Origin of the sequence: Chromobacterium sp. CV08, from assembly GCF_051129845.1 — a bacterium.
Taxonomy (GTDB): Bacteria; Pseudomonadota; Gammaproteobacteria; order Burkholderiales; family Chromobacteriaceae; genus Chromobacterium.
The window spans coordinates 2891226-2916690 of sequence record NZ_CP150453.1 but is presented as its reverse complement, the minus strand read 5'-3'; the positions used below and the strand labels follow the sequence as shown (position 1 = coordinate 2916690).

The window sequence follows — 25465 nt, the reverse complement described above, 5'->3', positions numbered from 1 at the left end:
ATGAAACCGGCAAACCATATCGAGGAATTGCTGCAGCTGACGCCGCAGGCGAACGGGCTGTTGTTCCACGCGCTGAAGGACGGCAACAGCGCCTACCACATCGGCGTCGCCTTCAGCGTGCGGACCCGCGCCGGCGAGGAGGCGGTCCGCGAGGTCTGGCGCCGCATCCAGCAGGCGCAGCCGGCGCTGCGCTCGGTCTTCGCCTGGCGGGGCATACGCGTGCCGCACCAGCTGATCCACGCCGAGCCGCGCATCGCGCTGGAATACGCCGGCGCCGAGCTGCCGGGGGACGCGATCGCCGAGTGCAGCCTGGAGTGGCTGGCGCGGTCTAAGCAGCGGCCGTTCGAACTGGACGCCGAAGTGTTCCGCATCGCCTGCTTCCACGACGTGGGCGCCGGCGTGCTGAATATCGCCTTCTCCTTCCACCATATCCTGATGGACGGCTGGAGCAGTTCGCTGCTGATCTCCGCCTGGCTGCAGGGCCTGCGCGGCCGGATGATCGCGTCGCTGGACGCCGGGCTGTACGCGCGCCAGCTCTGGAAGGGGCTGGACCGGGAGGCGCTGCGGCTCAGCCGCGAGCACTGGGATGCCGTTTTCCAGGAACTGCCCGAGCCCGAGGCGGCCGCCGCGACGCATTTGCTGGCGGAGCCGCTGTTCCGCGCCGGAAGCGGTCCTGCCGGCGCCGCCGCGGCCGACGGCCTGTGGGACGCGGCGCGCAAGTCGGCGATCGAGGCGCTCTGCCGACGCGCCGGCGTCACGCCGGCCAGCTTCGTCTACCTGTGCTGGGCGCTGGTCCTCGCCAAGCTGACCTTTCAGCGAAGCGTCGCCTTCGGCTGCGCCTTCTCCGGGCGGGAGGCCGCGCTGGCGCAGAGCGCCGATCGCCAGCCGCTGGGCCTGTTCACCAATACGGTGCCGCTGGTCTTGACGCTGGACGGCGGCTGGACCGTCGAGCAGGCGCTGCAGGCCGTCTTCCGCGTGTTGCAGCGGACCCAGGCGCACGAAAAGACGCCGCCGCTGATGGTCAGGGAGGCCGCCGGCGTACGCGGCGAACTGTACGACACGCTGGTCGTCTTCGACAATTATCCGATCGACGCCGATCTGCAGGACGCGGCGCAGGGCGCGCATCTGGCGGCGCTGCACAGCGAGGAGTCCACGCACTTCGGCCTGACGCTGACCGTTTCCGGCATCGAGCAATGGCGGGTCGGACTCAGCGCCGGTGCCGGCTACGACGGCGATCCGGCCGCGGTGGAGGCGGCGTTCGCCGCCTTCGAGGCGCTGGCCGCCGACCTGGTCGACGCCGCGCCGGGGGCGCCGGTTTCCGGACTGCCGCTGAGGCTGGGCCGGGACGGCGCCGGGACGACTTCGCTGGTCCGCGGCGAGGAGAACGCCGAGGTGCCGGACATCGACGCGCTGCTGCTGCGCATGTGGCAGGGCCTGGCGGCCTCGCCGCAGGCGGAGCGCCTGGTCGACGGCGGCAGGCGCGTCAGCAATCTCGAGCTGTCGCGCGGCATAGGCGCGGTGCAGCGCATGCTGCGGCGATCCGGCTTCGTCGCCGGCGACCGCGTGGCCGTCCATCTGCCCAAGGGGCGGTTGTCGGCGCAGGCGATACTGGCGATAGCGTTCAGCGGCGGCAGCTACTTCTATGTCAACCCCAAGGACCCGCCGCAGCGCAAGCGGACGCTGCTGGCGCTGGCCGGCTGCGGCATCGTGCTGTGCGGCGCCGGAGACGAGGCCGAGCTGGGCGCCGGCGCCGGCCTGCTGCTGGACGTCGGCGCGGCGCCGGCCGACGCCGGCGAGGCGGAGCCGCCGCGCGGCCGACGGCCGGAAGACGAGTTCTATTTCATCTTCACCTCGGGCACGACAGGCACGCCCAAGGGCATTTCCATACGCAGCGAGTCGGTGGCGAACCTGCTGGACTGGTTCGTCCGCGAGACCGGCTTGGCCGGCGACGACAGGGTGCTGGGGCTGACCGACCTGAATTTCGACCCCAGCGTCGAGGACCTGTTCGGCAGCCTCGTCGCCGGCGCCACGCTGATCTATCCGGAGCCCGAGGTCCTGCTGCAGCGGCAGACCTTCATCGAGCGGATGCGGGACGAGGCGGTATCCATCGTCAACTTCATACCCGGCGCCATCGCGCAGCTGCTGGAGGGCGCGCCCAGGCTGCCGGCGATGCGCTTGTGGATATTCGGCGGCGAAGCGCTGCCGCCGAGGCTGCGCGACGCGCTGCTGGCGCAGGGCTACGCCGTCAGCAACCACTACGGTCCGAGCGAAACCACGGTCGATTGCCTCAGCGCCAGGCAGTCGCCGGGCAGCGGCGTCGCGATAGGCTGGCCGATCCAGAACGCCGTCGCCTATTGCGCCGACGTCTTCGGCCAGCCGCTGCCGGCCGGCGTGCGCGGCGAATTGCGGGTGGGCGGGCGGCCGGTCGCGCGCGGCTACGCCACCAGTCCGCTCGAATCGGCCCGATCCTTCGTCCGGCACGGGGAGCAGGTTTTCTACCGCACCGGGGACGCGGTCGTGTTTGATCCGGCCAGCGGCTTCCATTATCTGGGCCGGCTGGACGACCAGGCCAAGGTCAACGGCGTGCGCATCGAGCCCAGGGAGCTGGAACGGGTCGTCGAATCGCTGGACGAGGTCAGGGCCTGCTGCCTGCTGCCGGCGACCGAACCGGGCGGCAGGCGGCAATGGCGGCTCTTCGTCGACAGCGCCGTGCCGCAGGACAGGCTGGAGCCGCTGCTCAGGGCGCGCATGCGGCGGGATCTGCCGGAGTCTTGGATGCCGGCGCGCATCGTCGCGGTGGACGGCTTCGCCCGCACCATCACCGGCAAGATAGACCGCAAGCGCCTGCAGGAGGACGCGGCGCGGCAGCCGCAGGCGGCGGTCGAGTCGATGCCGGCGGCCGACGCCGTCGAGGCGAAGGTGCAGGCGGTCTGGAGCGAGGTGCTGCAAAGCCCGGTCGCGGCCACCGATGTCAACTTCTTCGACGCCGGCGGCGACTCCATCAAGATCATCGCGCTGCAGTCGCGGATGCAGCAGGCCTTCGACCGGGATGTCGGCGTCGCGGTCCTGTTCGAGCATCCGACCATTCTCTCCTTCGCGGACTGGATACGGCGCGGCGACGCACCGGCCGCGAGGACCGCCGGCGCCGGGGCGCCGGCATCGCAAGAACACACAGCGGCGCTGTCCGGCAAGAACAGGCTGGCGGAACGGCGGCGCAAAGCAAAAGGAAGTTCAGCGTCATGAAACGTGAATATACCGGCAACGAAGTCGCCATCATCGGCATCGCCTGCAGATTTCCCCAGAGTCCAGACTGGCAGAGCTTCTGGCGCAATCTGCTCGAGGGACGCGAGCTGGTGTCCTTCTTTTCCCGCGACGAGCTGCTGGCCGCCGGCGTGCCGGAGGAGGCGATGGACCAGCCCGGCTACGTCCCGGCCAAGGCCGTGCTGGAGGACGCCGAATGCTTCGATTACGGCTTCTTCGGCTATACGCAGCGCGAAGCGCAAAAAATGGACCCGCAACTGCGGGTGCTGCACGAGCTAGGCTACAACGCCTTCGTCGACGCCGGACTCGTTCCGGGCGAGGCGGAGCGCAACACCGGCGTCTTCATCGGCTCCACGCTGAACCTGGAGCGGCTGGAGCAGTTCGCCGGCGCCAGCCGGGACATCTCCGAGATGTTCGATGTCGGCAATTACAACGATCCGGCCTCGTTCGCCACGCAGATCGCCTACCGGATGAAGCTGAGCGGGCCGGCGGTGCATGTGCAGACCGCCTGCTCGACCTCCTTGTCGGCCGTCCACCTCGCCTGCCGCGCGTTGCTGGCCGGCGAGTGCGACACGGCGCTGGCCGGCGGCGCGTGCATCACCGATCCGGCCGTCGGCGGCTATCAGCACCAGAGCGGCATGATCCTGTCGCCGGACGGCCATTGCCGGACCTTCTCCGACGAAGGCCAGGGCACCGTCAACGGCAACGGCGCGGCGGTGGTGTTGTTGAAGCTGCTGGAGGACGCGCTGGCGGACGGCGATCCCATCCACGCCGTCATCGTCGAGTCCGGCATCAACAACGACGGCGACAGGAAGGTCAGCTTCGAGGCGCCCAGCGTGCAGGGCCAGGCCGAAGTGATCTCCCGCGTGTACCGGATGGCCGACGTTCCGTTTTCCAGCCTGGGCATGATAGAGGCCCACGGCACCGCCACCGTGCTCGGCGATCCGATCGAGATCCAGGCGTTGAACCGGGTCGCCGCCGAATCGCTGGCGCCGGAGGAAAGGGATGGCTTCCGCTGCGCGATCGGCAGCGTCAAATCCAATATGGGCCATCTGGACGCCGCGGCCGGCATCGCCGGGCTGATCAAGGCGGCGCTGAGCGTCCGCTTCGGCAGGATTCCGCCATCGCTGCATTTCAGCCGGCCCAATCCGCACCTGGAGCTCGACAAGACGCCGTTCTGGGTGCCGACGCAGGCGACGGATTGGCCGGCGCAGCAGCCGGTGCGGCGCGCCGGCGTCAGTTCCTTCGGCATAGGCGGCACCAATGTGCACGTATTGCTGGAAGAGGCGCCGTCGTCCGCCGCCGGCCGGCCCGGCGCCGCGGGCCCGGCCCGTTCGCAGCTGCTGCCGCTGTCGGCCGGCTCCCCGCAGGCGCTGGCGCGGCTGGCGCAAGCCTACGCGACCCATCTCGACGTCGAGCGGGGCGCGGCGGCCGATCTGGCGGGCATCGCGCGCCAGCTGCAGGACGGGCGGACGGCATACCGCTGCCGCGCCGCCTTCGTCGCCGCCGACGCCGCCGACTGGAAGCGGCAGCTGGACGACTGGACGCTGATGGACGGCGCCGGCCCGGCCATGGACCGGCAGGTCTGGCTGTTTCCGGGACAAGGGGCGCAATCGCCGCGGATGGGCTTGCGCCTGGCCGAGAGCCAGCCGGCGTTCGGCGCCCGCTATCTGGGACTGCTGGATTCGGCGGCGGCGCTGCTGGGCGTCGAGCGCGCCGTGCTGATAGACGGCCTGGAGCGGCCGGAACGGCTGTCCACGCTGCATCTGCAGCCTACGCTGTACGCGCTGCAGGCGGCGCTGGGCCTGTGGCTGCGCGATGTCGGCTGCCAACCGGCGGCGTTGCTCGGCTTCAGCCTGGGCGAGTTCGCGGCGGCGGCGGTCGCCGGCGTGTTCAGCGCCGAGCTGGGCATGGAGCTGGTGGTCGCCCGCGCGCGGCTGATGGACGCGATGCCCAGGGGCGCCGTGTTCGCCGCCAGCCGCAAGAAAGGTTTCGACGGCGAGTTGCCGGCGACGCTGTGGCGGGTGTCGGAGCTCAGCCCCGGCACCTGGACGCTGGCGACGCCGGACGCGCTGGCGGCCGACGCAGAGGACTGGCTGACGCGGAACGGCTTCGCCTTCAAGCGCGTGGCGGTATCGCACGCCTTCCACACCCCGTTGGTCGAACCGGCGGCGCGCGCCTTCGGCGAGCTGTTGCGGGGCCACGCGCTGCAAGCGGCGCAATGCACGATCTATTCGACCGCGCTGGGCCGGGCGATCGCGGCCGACGAGATGCGCGATCCGCAATACTGGGTCGAGCAGATGCTGGAGCCGGTCAAGCTGGGCGCCGCCCTGCAGCAGGCGGAGCGGGCGCATCCGGCGGCGCTGTACGCGCAGATCGGTCCGGGAACCGACCTGCTGCTGCACGCCCGAAAATGGCTGGGCCTGGCGGCCGGCCGGCTGGCGCCCACGCTGGGCGCCGACGGCGCCGACGGCGAGGCGGACGCCGCGCTGCGCTTCGTCGCCACGAGCTGGCGGCATGGCGGCGACATGGACTGGGCGCGGCTGCGTCCGGACGGCGACGGCGAGGCGCCGCGCGCGCATCTGCCGGGCCACGCCTTCGAGCGCCGCGTCTGCGCGCCGCCGGCGCGCGGGCAGGGCGGGACCGTGTCCTCGCTGTTCTTCGGCAGCCGCTATCACGGCATGGAGTGGGAGGAGGTCGGCGAGCCGCAGGCCGACGGCGACGGCGGCGACGTCGAGCCGGCCGCCTGGATGCTGTGCCGCCGCGCCGGAGAACGGGAACGCGGCCTGGCCGAGGCCCTGGGCTGGGGCGACGGCCGCTGCGCCTTCATCGAGTGTCCGTCCTGGGACGGCGATTTCGCGGCCATCCAGACCGAGCTGCATGACTGGCTGTCGCGGCAGGGCCTGCGGGCATCGGCGGCGATGGACATCGTCGTGACCGGGCTGCTGGACGAGCTGGACGCGCGCCAGACGCAGTTCTGGGCGTTCTGGCTGCCGTTGGCGCTGGCGCGCTGGAGCGCGGCGCAGGCGCCGGCGCCGAAGCTGCGGCTGCTCTTCCCGGCGACGCGGATGGCGGCCTGGGACGGCGGTCCGGGGCCGGACGCCGAAAAGAGCCAGCTGCTGGGGCCGTTGCTGATCGCGCCGGAAGAGTATCCGGACGTCTCGGCGCTGTGCCTGGACCTGGACGACGCCGGGCCGGAAAACATCGCCCGCGGGCTGAAGCCGTGGCTGGCGCTGCGCTGGGACGGCGGCCGATTCCACTGCTTCCGCCGCGGCGCCTACTGGGGGCGGCGCGTCAGCTCGCGGGTGCAGCAGCTGCCGCTGGGCAACGCGCTGCCGGAGATCGGCCGCAACAGCCGCGTGCTGATCACCGGCGCCAACGGCGGCATGGGCGCGGCGATCGCCGGCCATCTGGCGCGGGTCTATCACTGCCACCTGCTGCTGCTGGTGCGCAAATCGCTGCCGCGGCGGCGCGACTGGGCGGCGGAGATAGCCAGGCAGGGACCGGATGCCGAGTTTCTGCGCTGGGTGCAGGGCCTGGAGGCGGCCGGCGGCCGGGTGGAGCTGCTGCAGGCGGACCTGGGGGACGAGGCGGCGCTGGCGACGGCGTTCGCGCCGGTATTCCGGCTGGCCGAGCAGGGCGACGGCATCGATTTCGTCTTCCATACCGCCGGCCGCGGCGAGGGGGCGATGATGCAGATGCGCTCCGAGGCGGAGTCCATCGCCACGCTGGCGCCCAAGGTGACCGGCACGCGCTTCCTCTGCGCCAATCTGCGGCGGCTGGGCAATCCGGCGCTGCTGCTGTTCTCCAGCCTGGGCAATCTGCTGCCGAAGGAAAAAGTGGGCCAGGTCGCCTATGTCGCCGCCAATGCCTGCCTCGAAGCCTATGCGGAGCAAGTGCGCGCCGACGGCGGCAAGGCGCTGGCCATCGCCTGGGACGATTGGGCGGAGTCCGGCATGGCGACGCGTTCGGCGCGGCAGCTGGACGAGGCGCTCAGGCCGGGCGCGGCGGACGCCGCCGTCTGGCGGCGCCCGCTGGACGCCGGGCGGGACTGGTGGCTGGACGAGCATCGCATCGACGCGGCGACCTCGGTGATGCCGGCGATGGGCATGGTGGCCCTGGTGCATCGCGCGCTGTCGGAAAGCCGGCCGGCCGGCGAGCCGTTCTCCCTGGCCGGCATCGCGATCGAGCGGCCGCTGGTGGTGGCCGACGGCGACGGCCTGGAGGTCGCCGTGGCGTTCTCCGCCGATTTCGGCGCCTTCGAGATCTTTTCCGGCCGCGGCGAATTCTCCCGCCTGGATTGGGCGCGGCACGCCGGCGGCACGATAGCCCCGCGCGGCGACGCGCCGGCCGCGTCCGCCGACATGGCCGGCGAGCCGCTGTTCCGCGCGGCGGACGGCGCCGGGGTCAGTCCCAGCGGGGCGCTGGCCTTCGGCCCGCGCTGGCGCAATGTCGTCGCCGTCGACCGCGTCGGCGACGACGCCGTCGTCAACCGGCTGCGGCTGGCCGACGCCTATCGCGGCGAGGCCGAGGCCTGCGGCCTGCATGTCGCGCTGCTGGACACCGCGACGCTGATCGCGTCGCCCGAGGCCGAGGGCGGGCAGTTCGCCCCGGTGTCGATAGGCCGCTTCGCCCAGTTCGCGCCGATGCAGGACGCCGTGCGCAGCCATGTCCGCGTCCGGGACCTGGCGGCCGGCAAGCTGCTGCAGGTGAGGATAGATTCGGAGCGGGGCGAGCCGCTGGTCGAGATAGACGATCTGCTGCTGGCCGACGCCTCGTCGGCCTTGCGTGACGGCGGCGCCGCACGCCACGGCGTGATGCGGCTGGACGGCGGCGCCGACGCGGCGGACTTCGTCTTCGTCACGCGGCAGGAGCCGCGCAGGGCGCCGGGTCCGCAGGAAGTGGAAATCCGCGTCAGGGCGGCCGGTCTGAACTTCAAGGACGTGCTGATCGCGCTGGGCGTGCTGCCGGCCCCGACGGATCCGAGCATGACCTTCGGCCAGGAGGCGGCCGGCGTCGTCACCCGGGTCGGCCGCGACGTCGTCGACATCCGCGTCGGCGACCGCGTGATGTGCGCCGGGCACAGCTGCCTGGCCGAGCATGTCCTGATGCCGCAGCGCGTGGTCGCGCCGATTCCGCGCACGCTCGGCTTCCAGCAGGCCGCCGGCGTGCCGGTCGCCTTCACCACCGCCTGGATCGCCTTGCGGCACGCCGCCAATCTGCGGCCGGGCGAACGGATACTGATCCACTCGGCGGCCGGCGGCGTCGGCATGGCGGCGTTGCAGATCGCGCTGCATCTGGGCGCCGAGGTCTGGGTCACCGCCGGCAGCGAGGAGAAGCGCGCGTTGCTGATGCGCATGGGCGCCCGCGGGGCGGCCCATTCCCGGACGCGCGAATTCGGCGACGTTTTCCGCAGCGAGCTCGGCGATCGGCCATTCGACGTGATCCTGAACGCCCTGGCCGGCGAGCTGCTGGAGGAGAGTCTGTCGCTGCTGGCGCCGCAGGGGCGTTTCCTGGAACTGGGCTTGCGCGACATCCTGCAGAACTGGAGGCTGGGCCTGTCCCTGTTCGCCGACGGCGGCAGCTTCCACGCGGTGCAGGCCGGGGCCGAGCATCCGGCCTACCGGGAAGCCTGGGCCGAAGTCGCGGCGCTGCTGGGCAGCGAGGCGCTGAAGCCGCTGCCGACCAAGGCCTATCCGGCCGGCGAGCTCGGCGACGCCTTCCGCTTCATGGCCCAGGGCCGCCATATCGGCAAGATCGTCATCGCGATGGAGGACGCGCCCGCCCGGGACGGCGGCTTCGTCGCCAAGCTGCGCGAAGAAGGCCTGTCGAACGACGAGGGCCAGCGGATCGCGATGGCGATGGCGGCGCTGGTCCGCCAGGTCCGGCTGCCCTATGTCGCGGTTTCCAAGCTGCCGATAGGCGCGGTGCTGGAGAAGCAGGCCGGCACGCAGCAGATGCTGTTCGGCGCCGCCGGCGCCGGGCCTGCCGCCGAGGCCGGCGGCGCCGGCGATTCGCTGGCCGGGGCGGACGCGGAGACGCTGTTGCCGGCGATGCGCGAGATGCTGGAGGGCTTTCTGGGATTGGACAGGCTGGACGTCGACGCCAGTTTCTTCGCGCTGGGCGCCACCTCGCTGGACCTGATCCAGTTCGCCAAGCGGCTGGGGCAGCGGCTGGAGCGGGACGTGCCGGTGGCGCTGCTGTTCAAGGCCGCCTCGCTGCGCGAGCTGAGCAGGGAACTGGCGCCGGAGCCGGCCGCGGCGATCGTGGAGACGGCGCCGCAGGCGGCGGTGGACGACAAGCGGCGCGCATTGCAGGCCCGCCGGAAATTGCGCGGCGGCGCCTCGCGGCAGGAGGACGAAGTCAATGGTTAAAGCGGGATGGAGACTCGGCTGCGCCCTGCTGTCGCTGGGCCTTTGCCTGGCGCTGGCCGGCAGCGCCGGTGCCGACGCGGTCCGCGCGAGGGCGGGCGACGATCTGGACAAGGTGGTCGCCGAATTGAGCCGGCGTTGGGAGGCGGACCAGGTGCCCAGCGGCAGTCTGAGCATCGTCGTCGGCGACCGGGTGCGCACGCTGCGCCTGGGCAAGGCGGAGGCCGGCGCTTTCGAGCTGGCCTCCTGCTCCAAGGCCTTCACCGGGATGCTGATCGCCGTGCTGGAGCGCGAGGGCGCGCTGAGCCGGGAGGACGCGCTGACCAAATGGGTGCCGGAACTGGCTAAGAACCGGCAGGCCGGCTATGCCGCCGTCCGCCTGAAGAACCTGCTGTTCCACACCAGCGGCCTGTCCGAGGACACGCTGGACCTGCTGAGGCCGGACGGCGGCCCCGGCGCGCTGGAACGGCTGCCGGCGCTGCTGGGCGACGTGCCGCTGGCTTATCCGGTCGGGACGAAGGAGGAGTATGCGACGCTGAATTACAGCCTGCTCGGCCTGGTGGCCGAAAGGGCCGCCGGCAAGCCGTTCGCGACCCTGTTGCGCGAAAAGGTGTTTCTGCCGCTGGGCATGCGGCACACCTTCGTCGACGGCGATCCGGCCGCCGCGGCCGCCACGAGGGTGCCGGGCTATCGGATCAGCTTCGCCGCCGCCCGGCCGGATCAGGCGCCGCGCTATCTGCAGAACGCGCCGGCCGGCTATGTGCTCAGCACGCCGGATGATATGGCGGCCTGGCTGCGTTTCCTGCTGCAGCGGCCGCCGCGCGACGGCGGGCCTGGCCTGGCCACGCTGAACGCGGCGCTGACGCTGGCCAAGCGTCCTTACGGCGGCGACGGCGCCTCGGGCTATGCCTACGGCTGGGATGTCGAGGCCGGCGCCACCACCAGCTGGAGCCATCCGGGCCAGAACCCCGACGCGGCGTCCTATGTCGCCTTCGATCCGGAGAGCGGCGTCGGCGTTTCGCTGCTGGGCAACAGCAACAGTCCGCAGGTGATGCAGCTGGGCAAGGCGATCTTCGCGCATTTGCGCGGCGTCGATCCGCAGCCGCTGCCGGCGCGCTTCGCCGCCGACGGCGGCGACCGGGGCGCGATGGCCGTGGCGGCGCTGGCCTGGCTCGGCGGCATCCTGCCCTGGCTGGCGTGGGTGCGAAGGAAGCGGCGGCGGGGCGAGCCGGACGGCGCCGGCGGCGTCGAGGCCGAGATCGCGCAGCAGAGCTTCGCGCAGTCGGCCGAGAAGACCGGCTGGGCGGCATTCGGCGCGCGGCTCCTGGTGATGAACGCGGCGCTGGCGTCGGCGCTGGCCGTCGCGCCGGCGCTGCTGCTGGGCATGGGCTGGCCCAATCTGCTGGTATGGGGGCCGCTCAGCCTGCCGGCGGCGGCGCTGGGACTGATGTTCTTCGCCAACGCCGTCAGCCTGTTCTTCTTCGTCGCGGCGCGTCGAGGCGACGAGTTTTCCAGCCAGGCGTTTTCCCGGCTGATGGTCGCCAAGGTCGTCGGCCTGACGGTGATTTCCGGGCTGCTCAACTCGGCCCTGGTCCTGTGCATCGTCAAGGCCGTCGACAGCCCGTCCGGGACGTGGTGGCACAGCGCGGTGCTGCTGTTCAACTGCATCTACTTCTACATCTCGTCCCGCAAGGCGGCCGAGCAGCAGATCATGCGCTTCGGCCACGCCTTCGTGCAGGGCTGGCGGATGGAGATCATCCGCAAGCTGCTGGCGTCGGACTACCGCAGCATAGAGCAGCTGTCGCCTGGCAAGATACAGTCGGTGGTCGGGGAGGACTCCCAGGAGCTGGCGAAGAGCGTGCTGGCCTTCGTGCCCTTCTTCGCCAATCTGCTGACCATCGTCTTCCTGTTCGCCTACCTGATGGCCTTCCAGTCGGCGCTGGCCACCTCGGCGCTGCTGGCCTGCGCGCTGCCGATGATAGGCCTGTTCTACTACGTGTCCGAGCGCGCCAACCGCATCATGCCGCAGGCGCTGAGCACCCGCAGCGAGTTCATGGACGTGGTGGAGGATCTGCAGAAGGGCTACAAGGGCTTGCGGCGCGAGGCGGTGCGGCGCAGCTTCCTGCGCCACGCGCAGGCGGTGTCCGACCGCTTCAAGGCCCTGAGGATCCAGTACGACCGGGGATTCCTGAGCGCCTTCTTCGTCGGCGAGTCGCTGCTGACCGTGCTGCTGGTGGCGGTGGCGCTGCTGTTCCCGGTGCTGATCCCGCACTTCGGCGGCGACACGTCCAAGGAATACCTGATCATCCTGCTCTACCTGATCGGCCCGCTGAACGCGGTGATGTCGGCGATGCCGGAACTGACCCGGCTGCGCAGCCTGATGCGCAATATGGCGGCCTTCGGCCAGTCGATTCCGGCCGGCGCGCCGGGCGCCGAAGCGCCGCAACAGCGGGTGCGGACGCTGGAGCTGCGCGGGGTCCGCTTCCAGTACCCGGCGGCCGGGGCCGAAGGCGAGCGCTTCGGCATCGGGCCGATCTCGCTGCGGGCCGAAAGCGGCAAGACCTATTTCCTGACCGGCGGCAACGGTTCGGGCAAGAGCACGCTGGCGATGATACTGGCCGGCCTGTACGCGCCGGCCCAGGGCGCGCTGCTGATCGACGGCGTCGAGGCCGCGCCGGGCCAGCTGCCGGAGCTGACGCGGGCCATCTTCAGCGACAACTGGCTGTTCAAGCGGGTCTACGACCCGGCCCTGGCGCAGTCGCCGCAGGCGGTCAACCAGCGCATCGCGCAGCTGGGCCTGGCCGGCAAGGCCACGCTGCAGGACGACGGGGCCTTCGACAACATCAGGCTGTCGACCGGCCAGCGCAAGCGGCTGTCGCTGGCCATGCTGCTGGCCGACCCCAGCCCGCTGGTGGTGCTGGATGAATGGGCGGCCGACCAGGACCCCCGGTCGAAGGCGCGCTTCTACCAGGAGTGGCTGCCGCTGCTGAAGGCCCAGGGCCGCATCGTGTTCGTCGTGACCCACGACGACGAGTATTTCGCCGAGGCCGACGCCTTGATCGCCATGAAAAACGGCCGACTGGTCGAATCAAAAGAAGACAGCCATGCTTGCTAAATCATTGCCGGGACGCAGTCCGGACCAGGTCGCGCCGGCGGCGCCGCGCGGCGTTCACGAATTGTTCGAGCGGCAGGCGGCGCGGACGCCCGACGCCGTCGCGGTCAGCTTCGACGAGGAATCGCTGTCGTACGCCCAGCTTAACCGCCGGGCGAACCGCCTGGCCCGCCATATCCGCGGATTTGGCGAGACCGCCGTCGTCGGCATCTGCCTGGACCGGGGCATAGACGCCATCGTCGCCGTCATCGGCGCGCTGAAGGCCGGGGCGGCCTACGCTCCGATCGATCTCGGCTATCCCGCCGAGCGCCGGTCCTACATCCTGAACGACGCAGAAGTCTCGGTGCTCATCGTCAGCGGCGGGCTCGCCGACCCGCTGCCCGAGGGCTGCGCCGTCATCGACATGGCGCGGCACGACTTCTCCGACGACGGCCTCGGCGAGTCGGGGAATCTGCCGGCCTCGTGCACGCCGGAGGACCTGGCCTATCTGATCTACACCTCCGGCTCGACCGGCATGCCCAAGGGCGTGTGCATGCCGCACCGGGCGCTGGCGAACCTGCTGGCCTGGCAGCTGCGCGAGCAGGGCGAGCAAGCCGGCCGGAGGACGCTGCAGTTCTCGCCGCTGAGCTTCGACGTGTCCTTCCAGGAAATCTTCGCCACGCTGGCCGGCGGCGGCGAGCTGGTGTTGATATCGAACCGCCTGCGGCTGGATCCGCTGGCGCTGCTGTCCTTCATCGACGAGCGCCGCGTCGAGCGCATCTTCCTGCCCTATGTGGCCTTGAACAGTCTGGCGGCGGCCGCGGCGGCCGGCGACCGGTATCCGAGCAGCCTGATCGACGTGGTGACGGCCGGGGAACAGCTGGTCGTCACCGCCGCCATCCGGCAATTCTTCAAGAGCCTGCCCGGCTGCCGGCTGCACAATCACTACGGCCCGTCGGAAAGCCATGTGGTGACCGCCTGCACGCTGTCGGGGCCGGCCGGGCAATGGCCGGAGCTGCCGCCTGTCGGCGCGGCGATAGACAATGTCGAGATCCGTCTGCTGGACGGCGACATGCGGGAGGCGGCCGACGGCGAGCCGGCCGAGCTCTGCATCGCCGGGGTCCAGCTGGCCTATGGCTACCACCGGCGTCCGCAGGAGAACGCGTCCCGTTTCGTCGATATCGACGTAGACGGCGGCGGCGTCCGGCGCTGGTACCGGACCGGCGATCTGGCGCGGCGGCGTGCCGACGGTCAGCTGGAAATCCTCGGGCGCATGGATTTCCAGGTCAAGATACGCGGACACCGGGTGGAACCGGGCGAGGTCGAGGCGCTGTTGATGCGGCATCCGGCGGTCAGAGACGCCGTCGTCGTGGCGCAGGGCGGCGACGACAAGCGGCTGGCGGCCTTCGTCATCGCCGCGGAGCGGGCGCTGGCGCGCCAGGGCGAGGACGGCGTGCGCGAGAGCGTGCAGCGCCATATGCGGGACGCCGCGCCCGAATACATGCGGCCGGCCGCCGTGGCCATCGTCGACCGCTTTCCGTTGTCCGCCAGCGGCAAGATAGACCGCAAGGCCTTTCCGGTCGTCGCCGTCCAGCCGCTGGCGGCGGGCGAGTTCGCGCCGCCGCGCAACCCGCGGGAGCAGGCGCTGGCCGAGGTGTGGAGCGAGCTGCTGGGCGTGCCCGACATCGGCAGGAACGCCCATTTCTTCAATCTGGGCGGCCACTCGCTGTCGGTGGTGAAGATGATGCTGGCCTTGCGCCGCCGCGGCTTCGCCGTCGACGCGCACGAGGTGTACCAGCATCCGGCGCTGTCCGAACTGGCGCCGCTGCTGAGGACGCCGGGGCCGGCCGGCGAGGAGACGTCCTGCTGGACGCGGCTGAGTCCGGAGGAGCGGGACATCGTCGCCGCCGCCGTGCCCGGAGGCGCCGACAATGTCCAGGCGGTCTGCCCGCTGGGGCCGCTCCAGCAGGGCATGCTCTACCACGCGCTGGCCAGCGTTTCCGGCGACCCCTATGTGCTGTGGCAAGTCGTCCGCTTCGACGACGAGGACAAGCTGCGGGCCTATCTGGACGCCTTGCGCCGCACGATAGACCGCCACGACGCCTTGCGCGCCGGCGTGCTGTACCAGGGCCTGTCGCAACCGTTGCAGGTCGTCTGGCGCAAGGTCGAGCTGAGCGTCGAGGAGGTGGGGCCGGGAAGCGACGGCGAGGACGCCCTGGCCGCGCTGCGGCGGCATTGCGATCCGGCGGCGCAGCGTTTCGATATCGCCAGGGCGCCGATGCAGCGCTGCTTCTATTGCCGCGATGAACGGCGGGGGCAATGGGTGCTGCTGCATCTGCTGCACCACCTGGCGGTGGACCACGCAACGGTGGAGGCGATGCAGCGCGAAATCGAGGCGAGGCTGCTCGGCGAGCCGCTGGCGCCGCTGTCGCCGGTCTCCTTCGAGCGGGCCAGGGCCGGCCTGTTCGCCGCCGCCGACGCGGCCGGGCGCAAGGCCTTCTTCGACGAGATGCTGCGGGATTTCGAGCCGGGTCCGGCGCCGTTCGGCGCGGCCGAGCCGCTGGCCGGCGACGCCGTCGTCATCGAGGCCTGGCGGACGCTGCCCCCGCCGCTGTGCCGGCAGATACGCCGGCAGGCCAGGGACCACGGCGTCAGCGTCGCCGCCGTCTTCCATCTGGCCTGGGCCAGGACGGTCGGCAGTCTGTCCGGCCGCGCCGACGTGGCTTTCGGCACGGTGCTGCTGGGGCGGATGAGCGACGGCGCCGACGACGCGATGGGGCAGTTCATCAATACGCTGCCGATCCGGCTGCGGCTGGACAATGCGCCGGTGGCCGAGTGCCTGCAGGGGGCGCAGGACGCGCTGACCGGCCTGCTCCGGCACGAGCAGGCCTCGCTGGCCGAGGCGCAGCAGTCGGCGCCGGGCGCGGCGCCGCTGTTCACCACCTTGTTGAACTACCGCCACAGCGAGGTGCGCAATGTGCCGTCGGCTGATCCGTTCGGCGCCGTCAACCGTTCGGCGGTGGCCGGCGTGGGCTATTCCGGCATCATGGAACGCACCAGCTATCCGGTGGCGGTCAATGTCGACGATTTCGGCGACGACTTTGTCGTCAACGCCCAGGTCGGACAGGCGCTGGACCCGGAACGGGTCTGCGACCATTTCGAGACGGCGCTGGGCGCGCTGGCCGAGGCGCTGGAGCGTACGCCGGAAAAACGGATAGGCCGCATCGGCGTCCTGCCCGAGCCGGAGCGGGACCTGGTCGTGCGGCAATGGAACCTGACCGACGCCGACTTCGCCGACGAGGCCTGCCTGCACGAGCTGATAGAGGCGCAGGCGCGACGGACGCCGGACGCCGTCGCCGTGGAATTCGACGGGCGGACGCTGAGCTATGCGCAATTGAACGGAGACGCGAACCGCCTGGCCCGCCACCTGAGAACGGCGCTGGGCGTCGGGCCGGACGCGCTGGTCGGCGTGTGCATGGAGCGCAGCCTGGAAATGGTGGTGGCGCTGCTGGCGACGCTGAAGGCCGGCGGCGCCTACGCGCCGCTGGATCCGGGCTATCCGGCCGACAGGCTGGACTATATGCTGCGCGACGCGGCGCCGGCGGCGGTGCTGACGCACGCGGCGATTCCGGCCGGCGCGCGCGCGCTGCTGGCCGGCTACGCCTGCGACGCCGGCGCCGCGCTGATAGACGTGGACCGCGACGCGGCAGGCTGGGCCGGAGAGGCCGACGCCGATCTGCCGCCGGCCGGCATCGGGCTGGGCGCCGCCAATCTGGCCTATGTCATCTACACCTCCGGCTCGACCGGACGGCCGAAAGGCGTGATGAACGAGCACCGCGGCGTCGTCAACCGCCTGCTGTGGATGCAGAAGGCCTACCGGCTGGACGCGAGCGACGCGGTGCTGCAGAAAACGCCGTACAGCTTCGATGTGTCGGTCTGGGAGTTCTTCTGGCCGCTGATGCAGGGCGCCCGCCTGGTGGTGGCGAAGCCCGACGGGCACAAGGACCCGGCCTATCTGGGCGAGCTGATCCGGACGAGCGGGGTCACCACGCTGCATTTCGTGCCGTCTATGCTGTCGGTCTTCCTCGACCAGGCCGACGACGGCGCCGGCGCCGGCCTGCGGCGGGTGTTCTGCAGCGGCGAGGCGCTGCCGGCGCACAGCGTCCGCCGTTTCCTCGAACGTTTCCCCGAGGTGGAGTTGCACAATCTGTACGGCCCGACCGAGGCGGCGATAGACGTCAGCGCCTGGGACTGCCGCCAGGCCGGCGACGACGGCGTGATTCCGATCGGCCGGCCGATAGACAATATCCGGCTCTATATCCTCGACGCCTACGGCCTGCCGTGCCCGGCCGGCGTCGCCGGCGAGCTGCACATCGCCGGAGTCGGCGTGGCGCGCGGCTATCTGAACCAGCCGGAGCTGAGCGCGCAGAAATTCGTCGACGATCCGTTCCGCCCCGACGGCCGGATGTACCGCACCGGCGATCTGGCGCGCCATCTGCCCGGCGGCGACATCGAATACCTGGGCCGCAACGACTTCCAGGTCAAGCTGCGCGGTTTCCGCATCGAGCTCGGCGAGGTGGAGGCGGCGCTGCAGTCGCACGACGGCGTCAAGGAGTGCGTGGCGCTGGTGCGCGAGGACGTCGCCGGCGACGCCCGGCTGGTGGCCTATGTCATGCCGGCCGACGCCGACGCAGGTCCGGCGCTGGACGCGGCGCTGCGCCGGCATCTGCAGACGCGGCTGCCGGCCTTCATGATTCCGTCCCATATCGTGATGCTGGACGCCTTGCCGCTGACCGGCAACGGCAAGCTGGACCGCAAGGCGCTGCCGGCGCCGTCGGGCGCGCCGGCCGGCCAGGCGGACGAGCCGCCGCGCGACGGCACCGAGGCCAGGCTGGCGCGGCTGTGGTGCGACCTGCTCAATGTCGGCGCGATAGGCCGGCAAAGCCACTTTTTCGCGGCCGGCGGCCATTCGCTGCTGGCGGTGTCGCTGATGGCGCGGATACGCGAGGTTTTCGGCCTGTCGCTGCCGCTGAGCGCCATCGTCGCGCATCTGGAACTGGCGCGGCAGGCGGCGCTGATCGACGCCGAACTGGAACGGGGCGCGGCCCGGCCCGCCGAATCGCCGCGGCCGGCCGCCGCCGGGGCCATACGCGCGCTGCCGGCGCAGAAAGCCATCTACAAGGCGGTCAAGCTCGATCCGGCGGACCTGGGCAACAACAGCTTCGTCGCGCTGGCCTTCGACGCGGAACCGGACCTGAAGCGGCTGCGCGCATTGCTGCAGACGGTGCTGGGCCGGCACCAGGGCATGGGCGCGAAGTTCGTGCTGGACGACGGCGAGCTGACGCTGCGGCCGGCCGGCCATTTCCTGTTCCGGCTCGAAAAGCGCCAGAGCCTGGGGTCGCTGGAAGAGGACCTCGGCGACTTCGTCCGGCCGTTCTCGCTGGAGGACGGCGTCAACGCGCGCGGCCGCTGGGTGGCGGACCGGCGCTGGCTGCTGCTGGACTTTTCCCACGCCTGCATCGACGGCTCAGGCCTGCGGCAGATACTGGACGAACTGGCCGACGACGGCGCGCAGGCCCCGGCCGGCTCCAGCCTGGCCGAGTACGCGGAGCGCTTCCACGGCGCCGATTTCGCCGCCATGCGGCAGGCGCACGCCGACTTCTGGCTCGAGCGGCTGCGGGACTGGCGCCCGGCCCCGCAGCCGGACGGCGCCCGGCCGCGCACCGGCGTCTGGCTGCTGCGGCTGGATGCGGCGCGCAAGGCGCGGATCGAGGCGCTGGCGGCGCATCTGCGGATCAGCGTCCCGGAGTTCTTCATGGCGGCCTTCCTCGGCTTCAAGGCGGAGCTGGAGCGGCGGCCCGAGCAGCTGGCCTCGATGATCTTCCACGGGCGGGACCGGCTGGAGCAGCAGGCCGTCGTCGCGCCGCTGATGACGGTGTTGCCGGTCAGGGCCGAGGCCGGCCTGTCGGGGGAGGCGCTGCGCGGCGTCAGCGCAGCGGTGCGAGAGGCCTGCAGCCATTATCTGTTCGACGCGGAGACGCTGGCGCAGCGGCAAGCCGGGCTGCCCCGGCAGGCGCTGTTCCCCGACGCCTTCTTCGGCTATTTCGAGCGGCGTGGCTTCGCCGGTCGCATCGCCGGCGTCGACTGCCGGCAGCTGGAAGCGTCCGGCATCGCCGGCGGCCAGCCGCACTGGAGCCTGGTTTGCGAAATCGCCGAGCACGACGCCGGTTTCGATGTGCGGCTGGAAGCCTTGGCGCATCCGGTCTCCGACGGGGACGGCGATTGGGCTGAGCGGTTCGAGGCGGTGGTGGAGCGCGCGCTGGATGCGCGGCGCGGGGAAAGCGAAGTGGAAAACGGCGGGAACGCAGATGACTGATCCGATTGTCCTGAACGCGAGAAAACAGGCGTTCAAAGATTACATTCGCCAACACGCGGCCGCGGAGTACCGCGAGTGTCCGTTCTTCGCGACGGCCCGGCCGGCCGCGGACGCCGGCGCGGCGGCGACGGCCTCGTTCGCGCTGGAGGACGCGCTCAACGCCCGCATTTTCGCGATGGCGTCGGCGTCCCCGCTGCACCGGCAGTCCTTGTTCTCGGCCTGCCTCAAGCTGCTGGCCTACCGGCATTGCCGCGAAGAGGAGGGCGTGCTGGCCTGGGCGATGCCGGCAGACGGCGGCGTCCACCTCGTTCCCGCCGCGTGGCGGCTGACGGCCGAGGCGTTGGCCCAGCCGGCGAAGCGGCTGATAGGCGCCGAGCTGGCGCAGTGGCGGCAGGTGGACGCGCTGGGGGCCGGCCTGCCGCCGGAAACGGCGGCGCTGGCGCCGGCGCCGCAGGTGCTGGCGGGCTATTCGGAGGCCGGAGAGCCCTTCGACGGCGTCGACGCGTCGGCATACGCGCTGGCGATCTGGATTCAGGCCGCGCCGGCCGGAACGCGGCTGCACATGCGCTTCGACGGCGGACAGGTTGAGGCGGAGCTGGCGTCGCTGCTGATGGCGCGGCTGGCCCTGCTGCTGCACGCGATGGCGTTCGAGCCGGGAGGCGAGCTCGGCGCGATGCCCTGGATGCCGCAGGCGGAGCGCGAGCGCGTCGACGCGCTGTCGGCGCCGGCCCCGTCGCGGCCGCTGGCGCACCGCAATGTCGCGCATGCCATCGCGGCCTCGCTGCGGGACCGGCCGGAGGCGATCTTTCTCGAATGCGACGGGCGTAGCGTCGATTTCGCCCAGCTGGCGCGCTACACCGAGCTGCTGTTGGGCGAGCCGGGCTGGCCGGAGCGCGAATCCGTCGGCGACTGCGTGCTGATCGTCGGGCCCAAGGGCGTCGAAACCACGCTGGCCGCCATGGTCTGCATCCGCATCGGCAAGCCGTTCTGCCTGCAGTCGGACGGCGTTCCGCGGCAGCAGCTGTCCGACATCGTCGCGCTGCAGCGCACCAGGGTGGTGCTGCTGGACCGGGACTGCGAGGACCATGGCGGGCTGGCGGCCTTCTTCGCCGAACGCGGCTGCCGGGTGATCGACTTGCCGCGGCATGGCGCGGCAAGCCCGGCGCCGGCGCCGTTCCTGGCCGAATGGCTGCGCTTGGGCGAGGCGGCGGAGGCCGACGACGCGCTGTGCGTGCTGATGACCTCGGGCAGCGAGGGCCAGCCCAAGGGCAGCGTCAACACGCACCGGGCCTTGCTGAACCTGAGCCAGGAGAAGCGCGCGCTGTATCGCGTCGCCCGGCCGCGGGCGGCGTCGACGGCCAACCACATGTTCGACTACTTCGTGCTGGAGTGCGTGGAGGCGCTGAGCCAGGACATGGTGATCGTGATGGTGCCGGACGAGGCCCGCGTCGACGCCGGGAAGTGCGTCGAATTCCTGCGCCGGCAGCGCATCGACATGCTGTTCGCGACGACGGTGCTGGCCGAGGACATCATGGCGCTCGGCGACGTTCCGGGGCTGTCGCAACTGTATTTCGGCGGCGAAAGCCTGCGCAGCTACCACAAGAACAACTACGAGCTGTTCAATGTGTACGGTCCCAGCGAGACCGGCGTCTTCGCCAGCTACGCGGCGATAGGCCGCGACCATGGGAAGATCACGGTCGGCAAGCCGGTCGGCGGCTGCCAGTGCGTGGTGGTCTTCCCGGGCACGCTGGAGCCTTGCCCGATAGGCGTCGCCGGCGAGCTGCTGATAGGCGGCGCCGGCGTCGGCACCGGTTATCTGAACCGTCCGGACCTGACGGAGCGGGCCTTCCTGCAACTGGACGCCGGTCTGCCTAGCGGCCGCTATTACCGCACCGGCGATCTCGGCTGCTGGGACGTCCGCGGCGAAATCGAGGTGCTGGGCCGGCGCGACCGCCAGCTGAAGGTGAACGGCTTCCGCGTCGAGCTGGACGCGATAGAGCAGAAGTTGCTGGCGCTGCCGGGCGTCGCCGAGGCCGTGGTGATAGGCGTGGCCGACAAGCTGGGCCACGCCCGGCTGGGCGCCTTCGTCGTCGCCGACGACGGCGTCGACGAGCAGCAGATACGCGCCGGGCTGGCCGGCCGGGTGCCGGCCTATATGGTGCCCGGCCAGATCATCCTGTCTGCCGCGCTGCCGCTGACCCGCAACGGCAAGCTGGACCGGCGCGCGCTGAAGCAGGCGCTGGACCAGGCGACCGCCGGCGGGGCCGTGGTCCGCCCGCGCGGCGAGACCGAGCAATGGCTGGCCGCATGCTGGGCGCGCCATCTGGAGCTGGCGCCCGAGGCCTTGTCGACGGACCGGAGCTTTTTCTCGTTGGGCGGCCATTCGCTGCGCGCGGCGAGAATGCTGGCGGAACTGCGCCAGGCGCTGGGATGCGACGTGTCGTTGCCGGCCTTCTTCCGCAACGACACCATCGCCGCCTTGGCGCGGCTGGTCGACGACAGTCGCGGCGGCGCGGCCGACGACGCCTTCTCCAGCCTGCTGGACGCGAGCGACGACGCTGCCGGGCGGGACGGCGGGCCGCTGTCGGCGCAGGAGGCCCGCCTGTATGCGCAGTACCGGCTGTATCCGGACTCGACGGCCTATGTGCTGACGCTGGACATCGAGTTGCCGGAGCGGACGGCCGAGGCCGAGGCGAGGCGGGCCTTGCAGGCCCTGATCGATCGCCACGACATCCTGCGCACCCGCTATCGCGCCGCCGCCGACGGGACGCCCTTCGCCGAGATACTGCCGTCGCTGGAAGCGGAACGGGTGTTGCTGGACGAGCGCGACTGGGCGGAGGCGAGCGGGCGGCCGTTCGCGCTGGAGCAGGCACCGCCTTTGCGCGGCTGCCTGATGGACGCGGGCGGCGGCGCCGCCCGCCTGAGGCTGCAGCTTCACCACATCCTGGTGGACAAGCCGGCGCTGGAGGTGCTCGACCGGGAGTTCGGCTCGCTGCTGCGCGGCGAAACCCCGCCGCCGGCCGCGCCGGCCTACCGGCGCTACGCGGCGGCGCTGGCCGAAGCGCGCGGCGGCCCGCTGTGGGAATCGGCGCGGGCGTTCTGGCAAAGCCAGTTGCAGGGACTGGAATTCGACCCCTTCGGCCATGGCGCGGCCGACGCCGGCGCGCCGGCGCGGACCGTGGCCTGGCGGCTGTCGGCGCAGCAGAGGGACGGCGTGCGGCGCCTGTGCGCGGAGCTGGCGGTGACGCCGGCCGCATGCTTTCTGGCGCTGTGGGGCCTCGCCGTCGCGCGGGAGTCCGGCTGCGACGCGTTTTCCGTCTCGGTGGCGAACGCGCTGCGTCCGCGGCAGGCGCAGGAGACGGTCGGCATGTTCGTGACGCTGCTGCCGTGCGCCTTCCGCTTCGGCGAGGCCGACGGCAGTCTCGCCGACTACGTCCGGGCGCTGGCCGACGCGCAGTGGCGGCAGGCCGAGCAGCGCTTCTTCCCGGTGGAGGAAGTGTTCCCGCTGCTGACGAACGACCCCCGACGCTTCGGCAGCAATCCGCTGCTCAACGTCGCCTATTCCTATATCGACGGCGGCGACGGACGGGAGGAGGCCGTGGGCGGCGAGACGGAGGCACACGGGCCGCTGAATCTCGCCGTCGTCGACGCCGCGTCCGGCTGCAGCCTGGCGCTGGAGTACCAGCAGACGGTCTTCGCGCCGGAGCGGATCGCGGCGATCGCCGACACCTGCCGCGACATCCTGCGGCAGGTCTTGTCGGCCGCGTCCGCCGAACTGCCGCTGGCGGCGCTGCTGCGGCCGTCCGGCGCCGCCGCTTTCCGTCCGCCGCAGCGGCTGGCCGAGTATCGGCAGATCGACGACATGCTGAGGAACGGTTTCCTGACGCTGGGCAGCCAGGCCGCGGTGATCGACGACGACGGCGAGCTCGACTGGGAGGCCTTCGCCGCGCTGACCGCCCACTATGCGCGGCGGCTGAACCACGGCGCCGTCCGGCGCGCGCTGATCCTGGGGCGGACCGGTCGCCGGCTGCAGGCCTTTCTGGCGGCCTGCTTCCTGACGCGCACCACCTATCTGGCGCTGGAGAGCGGCACGCCGGAGGCGCGCGTCGACGAGGTGCTGCGGCACGCCGAGCCCGATCTGGTGATCCGGGCCGACGAGGAGGAGGCGGAGCCGGCCGCGATGGACTGGCGCGCCTTCGACAGCGTCAAGTCCCGCGCCGACAATCCTATCGCCTGGATATTGTACAGCTCCGGCACCACCGGCCGGCCCAAGGGCATTTGCGTCGCCGCGCAGACGGCGGCCCAGTATGTCGATTCTCTGGTCAGGACGCTGGGGCTGGGGCAGGGCCTGCGGGTGGTCCAGCAATTCTCGCCCAGCTTCGACGGCTATCTCGAAGAGGTGTTGCTGGCCTGGGCGCTGCAAGGCGTCAGCGTGGTGGCCGACCGCTACAGCCTGCTGGACCCGCGCCGGGCGCAGGCCTTCCTGTCCAGCCGCCGCCCCGACGTGATTTCGGCCGCCCCGGCCCTGTTCTCCGCCTGGAACCGGATGCCGGAGCTGCAAGCGCTGCCCGGCGTCGGCATCAGCGGCGGCGACTTTCTCGCGCCCGGCGACATCAACCGCCTGCTCGAGCGCATGCGGATCTGGAACAGCTACGGCCCGACGGAAACCTGCATCGCCGCCTCGATGGCCGATTGCGCGGCGGCGTCCGGGCCGACGCTGACCATAGGCGCGCCGTTCGCCCACGTCGCCTTCGCGGTGCTCGATCCGGCGGGCCGCCGGCTGCGGCCCGGCCAGTGGGGCGAGCTGGCGATCTACGGGGATTTCGAGCGGCACGGCTATTTGAACGACGAGGCGCAGACCGCGGCCAGGTTCGGCCGCGACGAGGCCGGGACCTTTTTCCGCACCGGCGATCTCGCGATGGCGGACCGCGACGGCCTGTTCCACCTGAAGGGGCGGATGGACGACAGCTGCAAGGTGCGCGGCAACCTGATCGGGCTGGGCGAGCTGGAAGGCAAGGCCGGCCAGTATCCGGGCGTGGCCGCGGCCGGCGCGGCGGTGGCCTTCGCCGGCACGCCTGAGGCCTGCCTGGTGCTGGCGGTCGAGGGCTCGCCTCGGACGCTGGCCGGCCTGCAGCAGCATCTGGCGCGCCATTACACCCGCTCGCACCTGCCGTCGGCGATCTTCCCGGTGGACAGCCTGCCGCGCACCGACACCGGCAAGCTGGACCGGGCCGGCATCGTGGCGCGTTTCCTGGCGTGGCGCGCGCATGCCCAGCCGGCCGGCGGCGACGGGGAGGAGGCGCTGGAGCCGGCGCTGCGGCGGCTGATCGCCTGCTGGCGCCAGTGCCTCGGCTACCAGGGCGCGCTGGCGCCGGATTCCGACTTCTTCCTGGTGTCGGGCTCCTCGCTGAGCGCGGTCAGGCTGGCCAGCCGGCTGGAGGCGGAGTTCGGCGTCGATTTCAGCCCGGCCGACGTGTTCCGCAACGCCACCGTCGGCGCGCAGCGGGACTTGATCGAGGCGCGCCGCGGCGGCGTCGCCGCGACCGCCGACGCGATACGGGAACGCCGCCTGAACGCCGACGTGCCGGGCACGCCCCGCTTGCTGATGTTGCCGCCTGTCCTGGGCGGACTGGTCGAGCTGCAGGCGCTGGCCGAGCGGCTGGACGGGCTGGTGGCGGTGTCTGCGCTGACGCTGGAGCAGGACGCCGCCAGGCATCTGTCGCCGCTTGACCTGGAACGGGCGCTGCTGGACGCGCTGCGGCCGCATGCCGGCGATCGGACCCGTCCGCTGTGGCTGGGCGGCTATTCGCTGGGAGCGGAGATGCTGGCGGCGCTGCTGGAGAGGCGGCCGGAAGCGCTGCAGGGCGTAGACCGGCTGGTCTTCCTCGACCCCAATCTGCGCACCGGCGTCTTCGACGGTCCGGCGCTGTACGCCGAGTTCCTCGACTTCTTCGGCGACCTGGACCGCCTGGCCGGCGCCGGAGACGCGCTCGCCGACCTCGACGAGGAGGCGCTGCGCGACACCTTCCCGGCGCTGCATCGGGAATGGTGCCATTACCGGCTGCAGCATGGCTTCCTGCAACGGCGGACCTTCGCCGAGCGGGCGCTGCCGTTGGACGGCGTGGCGGCCACGCTGCTGTTTTCAGACGACGCCGACGAGGCGGGCGTCGCGGCGCTGGCCCTGGCGCTGCAAGGGCGCGGCGCGGTCCGGCGGATGCCGGGCGGCCATGCCGAATTCGTCAAGCGGCTCGGCATCGACGAGCTGGCCGGGCCGGCGCGGACGCCGTCGGCAAGATTGTCCGAGCCGGCCTGAGGCCGGCGTCGGGCGGGAATTTCAGAGAACGATAGCCTGGAAACTTGAGCAAG

The 25465-nt window shown here is 71.5% G+C and carries 5 protein-coding genes; all 5 read left to right on the top strand.

Features of this window, described 5'->3' with window-relative positions:
• The 5 genes from WNM05_RS13535 to WNM05_RS13515 are packed head-to-tail and all read left to right on the top strand — an operon-like array spanning position 1 to position 25412.
• On the top strand, positions 1–3243 hold the full coding sequence (locus WNM05_RS13535; protein WP_434627429.1) for an AMP-binding protein: 3243 nt from the start codon (positions 1–3) through the stop codon (positions 3241–3243).
• Positions 3240–9635, top strand: coding sequence for a beta-ketoacyl synthase N-terminal-like domain-containing protein (locus tag WNM05_RS13530; protein ID WP_434627426.1), 6396 nt, complete (start codon positions 3240–3242; stop codon positions 9633–9635). The genes WNM05_RS13535 and WNM05_RS13530 overlap by 4 nt, the downstream gene beginning before the upstream one ends.
• Complete coding sequence (locus WNM05_RS13525) at positions 9628–12747, top strand: serine hydrolase (RefSeq protein ID WP_434627423.1); 3120 nt, start codon at positions 9628–9630, stop codon at positions 12745–12747. Before WNM05_RS13530 ends, WNM05_RS13525 begins: the two co-directional genes overlap by 8 nt.
• Positions 12737–19099 (top strand): amino acid adenylation domain-containing protein, encoded by a 6363-nt coding sequence (locus WNM05_RS13520; protein ID WP_434627420.1) that lies wholly within the window; start codon positions 12737–12739, stop codon positions 19097–19099. Before WNM05_RS13525 ends, WNM05_RS13520 begins: the two co-directional genes overlap by 11 nt.
• Positions 19092–25412 (top strand): AMP-binding protein, encoded by a 6321-nt coding sequence (locus WNM05_RS13515; protein WP_434627417.1) that lies wholly within the window; start codon positions 19092–19094, stop codon positions 25410–25412. Before WNM05_RS13520 ends, WNM05_RS13515 begins: the two co-directional genes overlap by 8 nt.
• Positions 25413–25465 lie beyond the last annotated feature (53 nt).

Bases quoted from the DNA above. Each gene is read 5' to 3' on its own strand.
- WNM05_RS13525 (WP_434627423.1), top strand. From the start codon at position 9,628: ATGGTTAAAGCGGGATGGAGACTCGGCTGCGCCCTGCTGTCGCTGGGC.
- WNM05_RS13535 (WP_434627429.1), top strand. From the start codon at position 1: ATGAAACCGGCAAACCATATCGAGGAATTGCTGCAGCTGACGCCGCAG.
- WNM05_RS13520 (WP_434627420.1), top strand. From the start codon at position 12,737: ATGCTTGCTAAATCATTGCCGGGACGCAGTCCGGACCAGGTCGCGCCG.
- WNM05_RS13515 (WP_434627417.1), top strand. From the start codon at position 19,092: ATGACTGATCCGATTGTCCTGAACGCGAGAAAACAGGCGTTCAAAGAT.
- WNM05_RS13530 (WP_434627426.1), top strand. From the start codon at position 3,240: ATGAAACGTGAATATACCGGCAACGAAGTCGCCATCATCGGCATCGCC.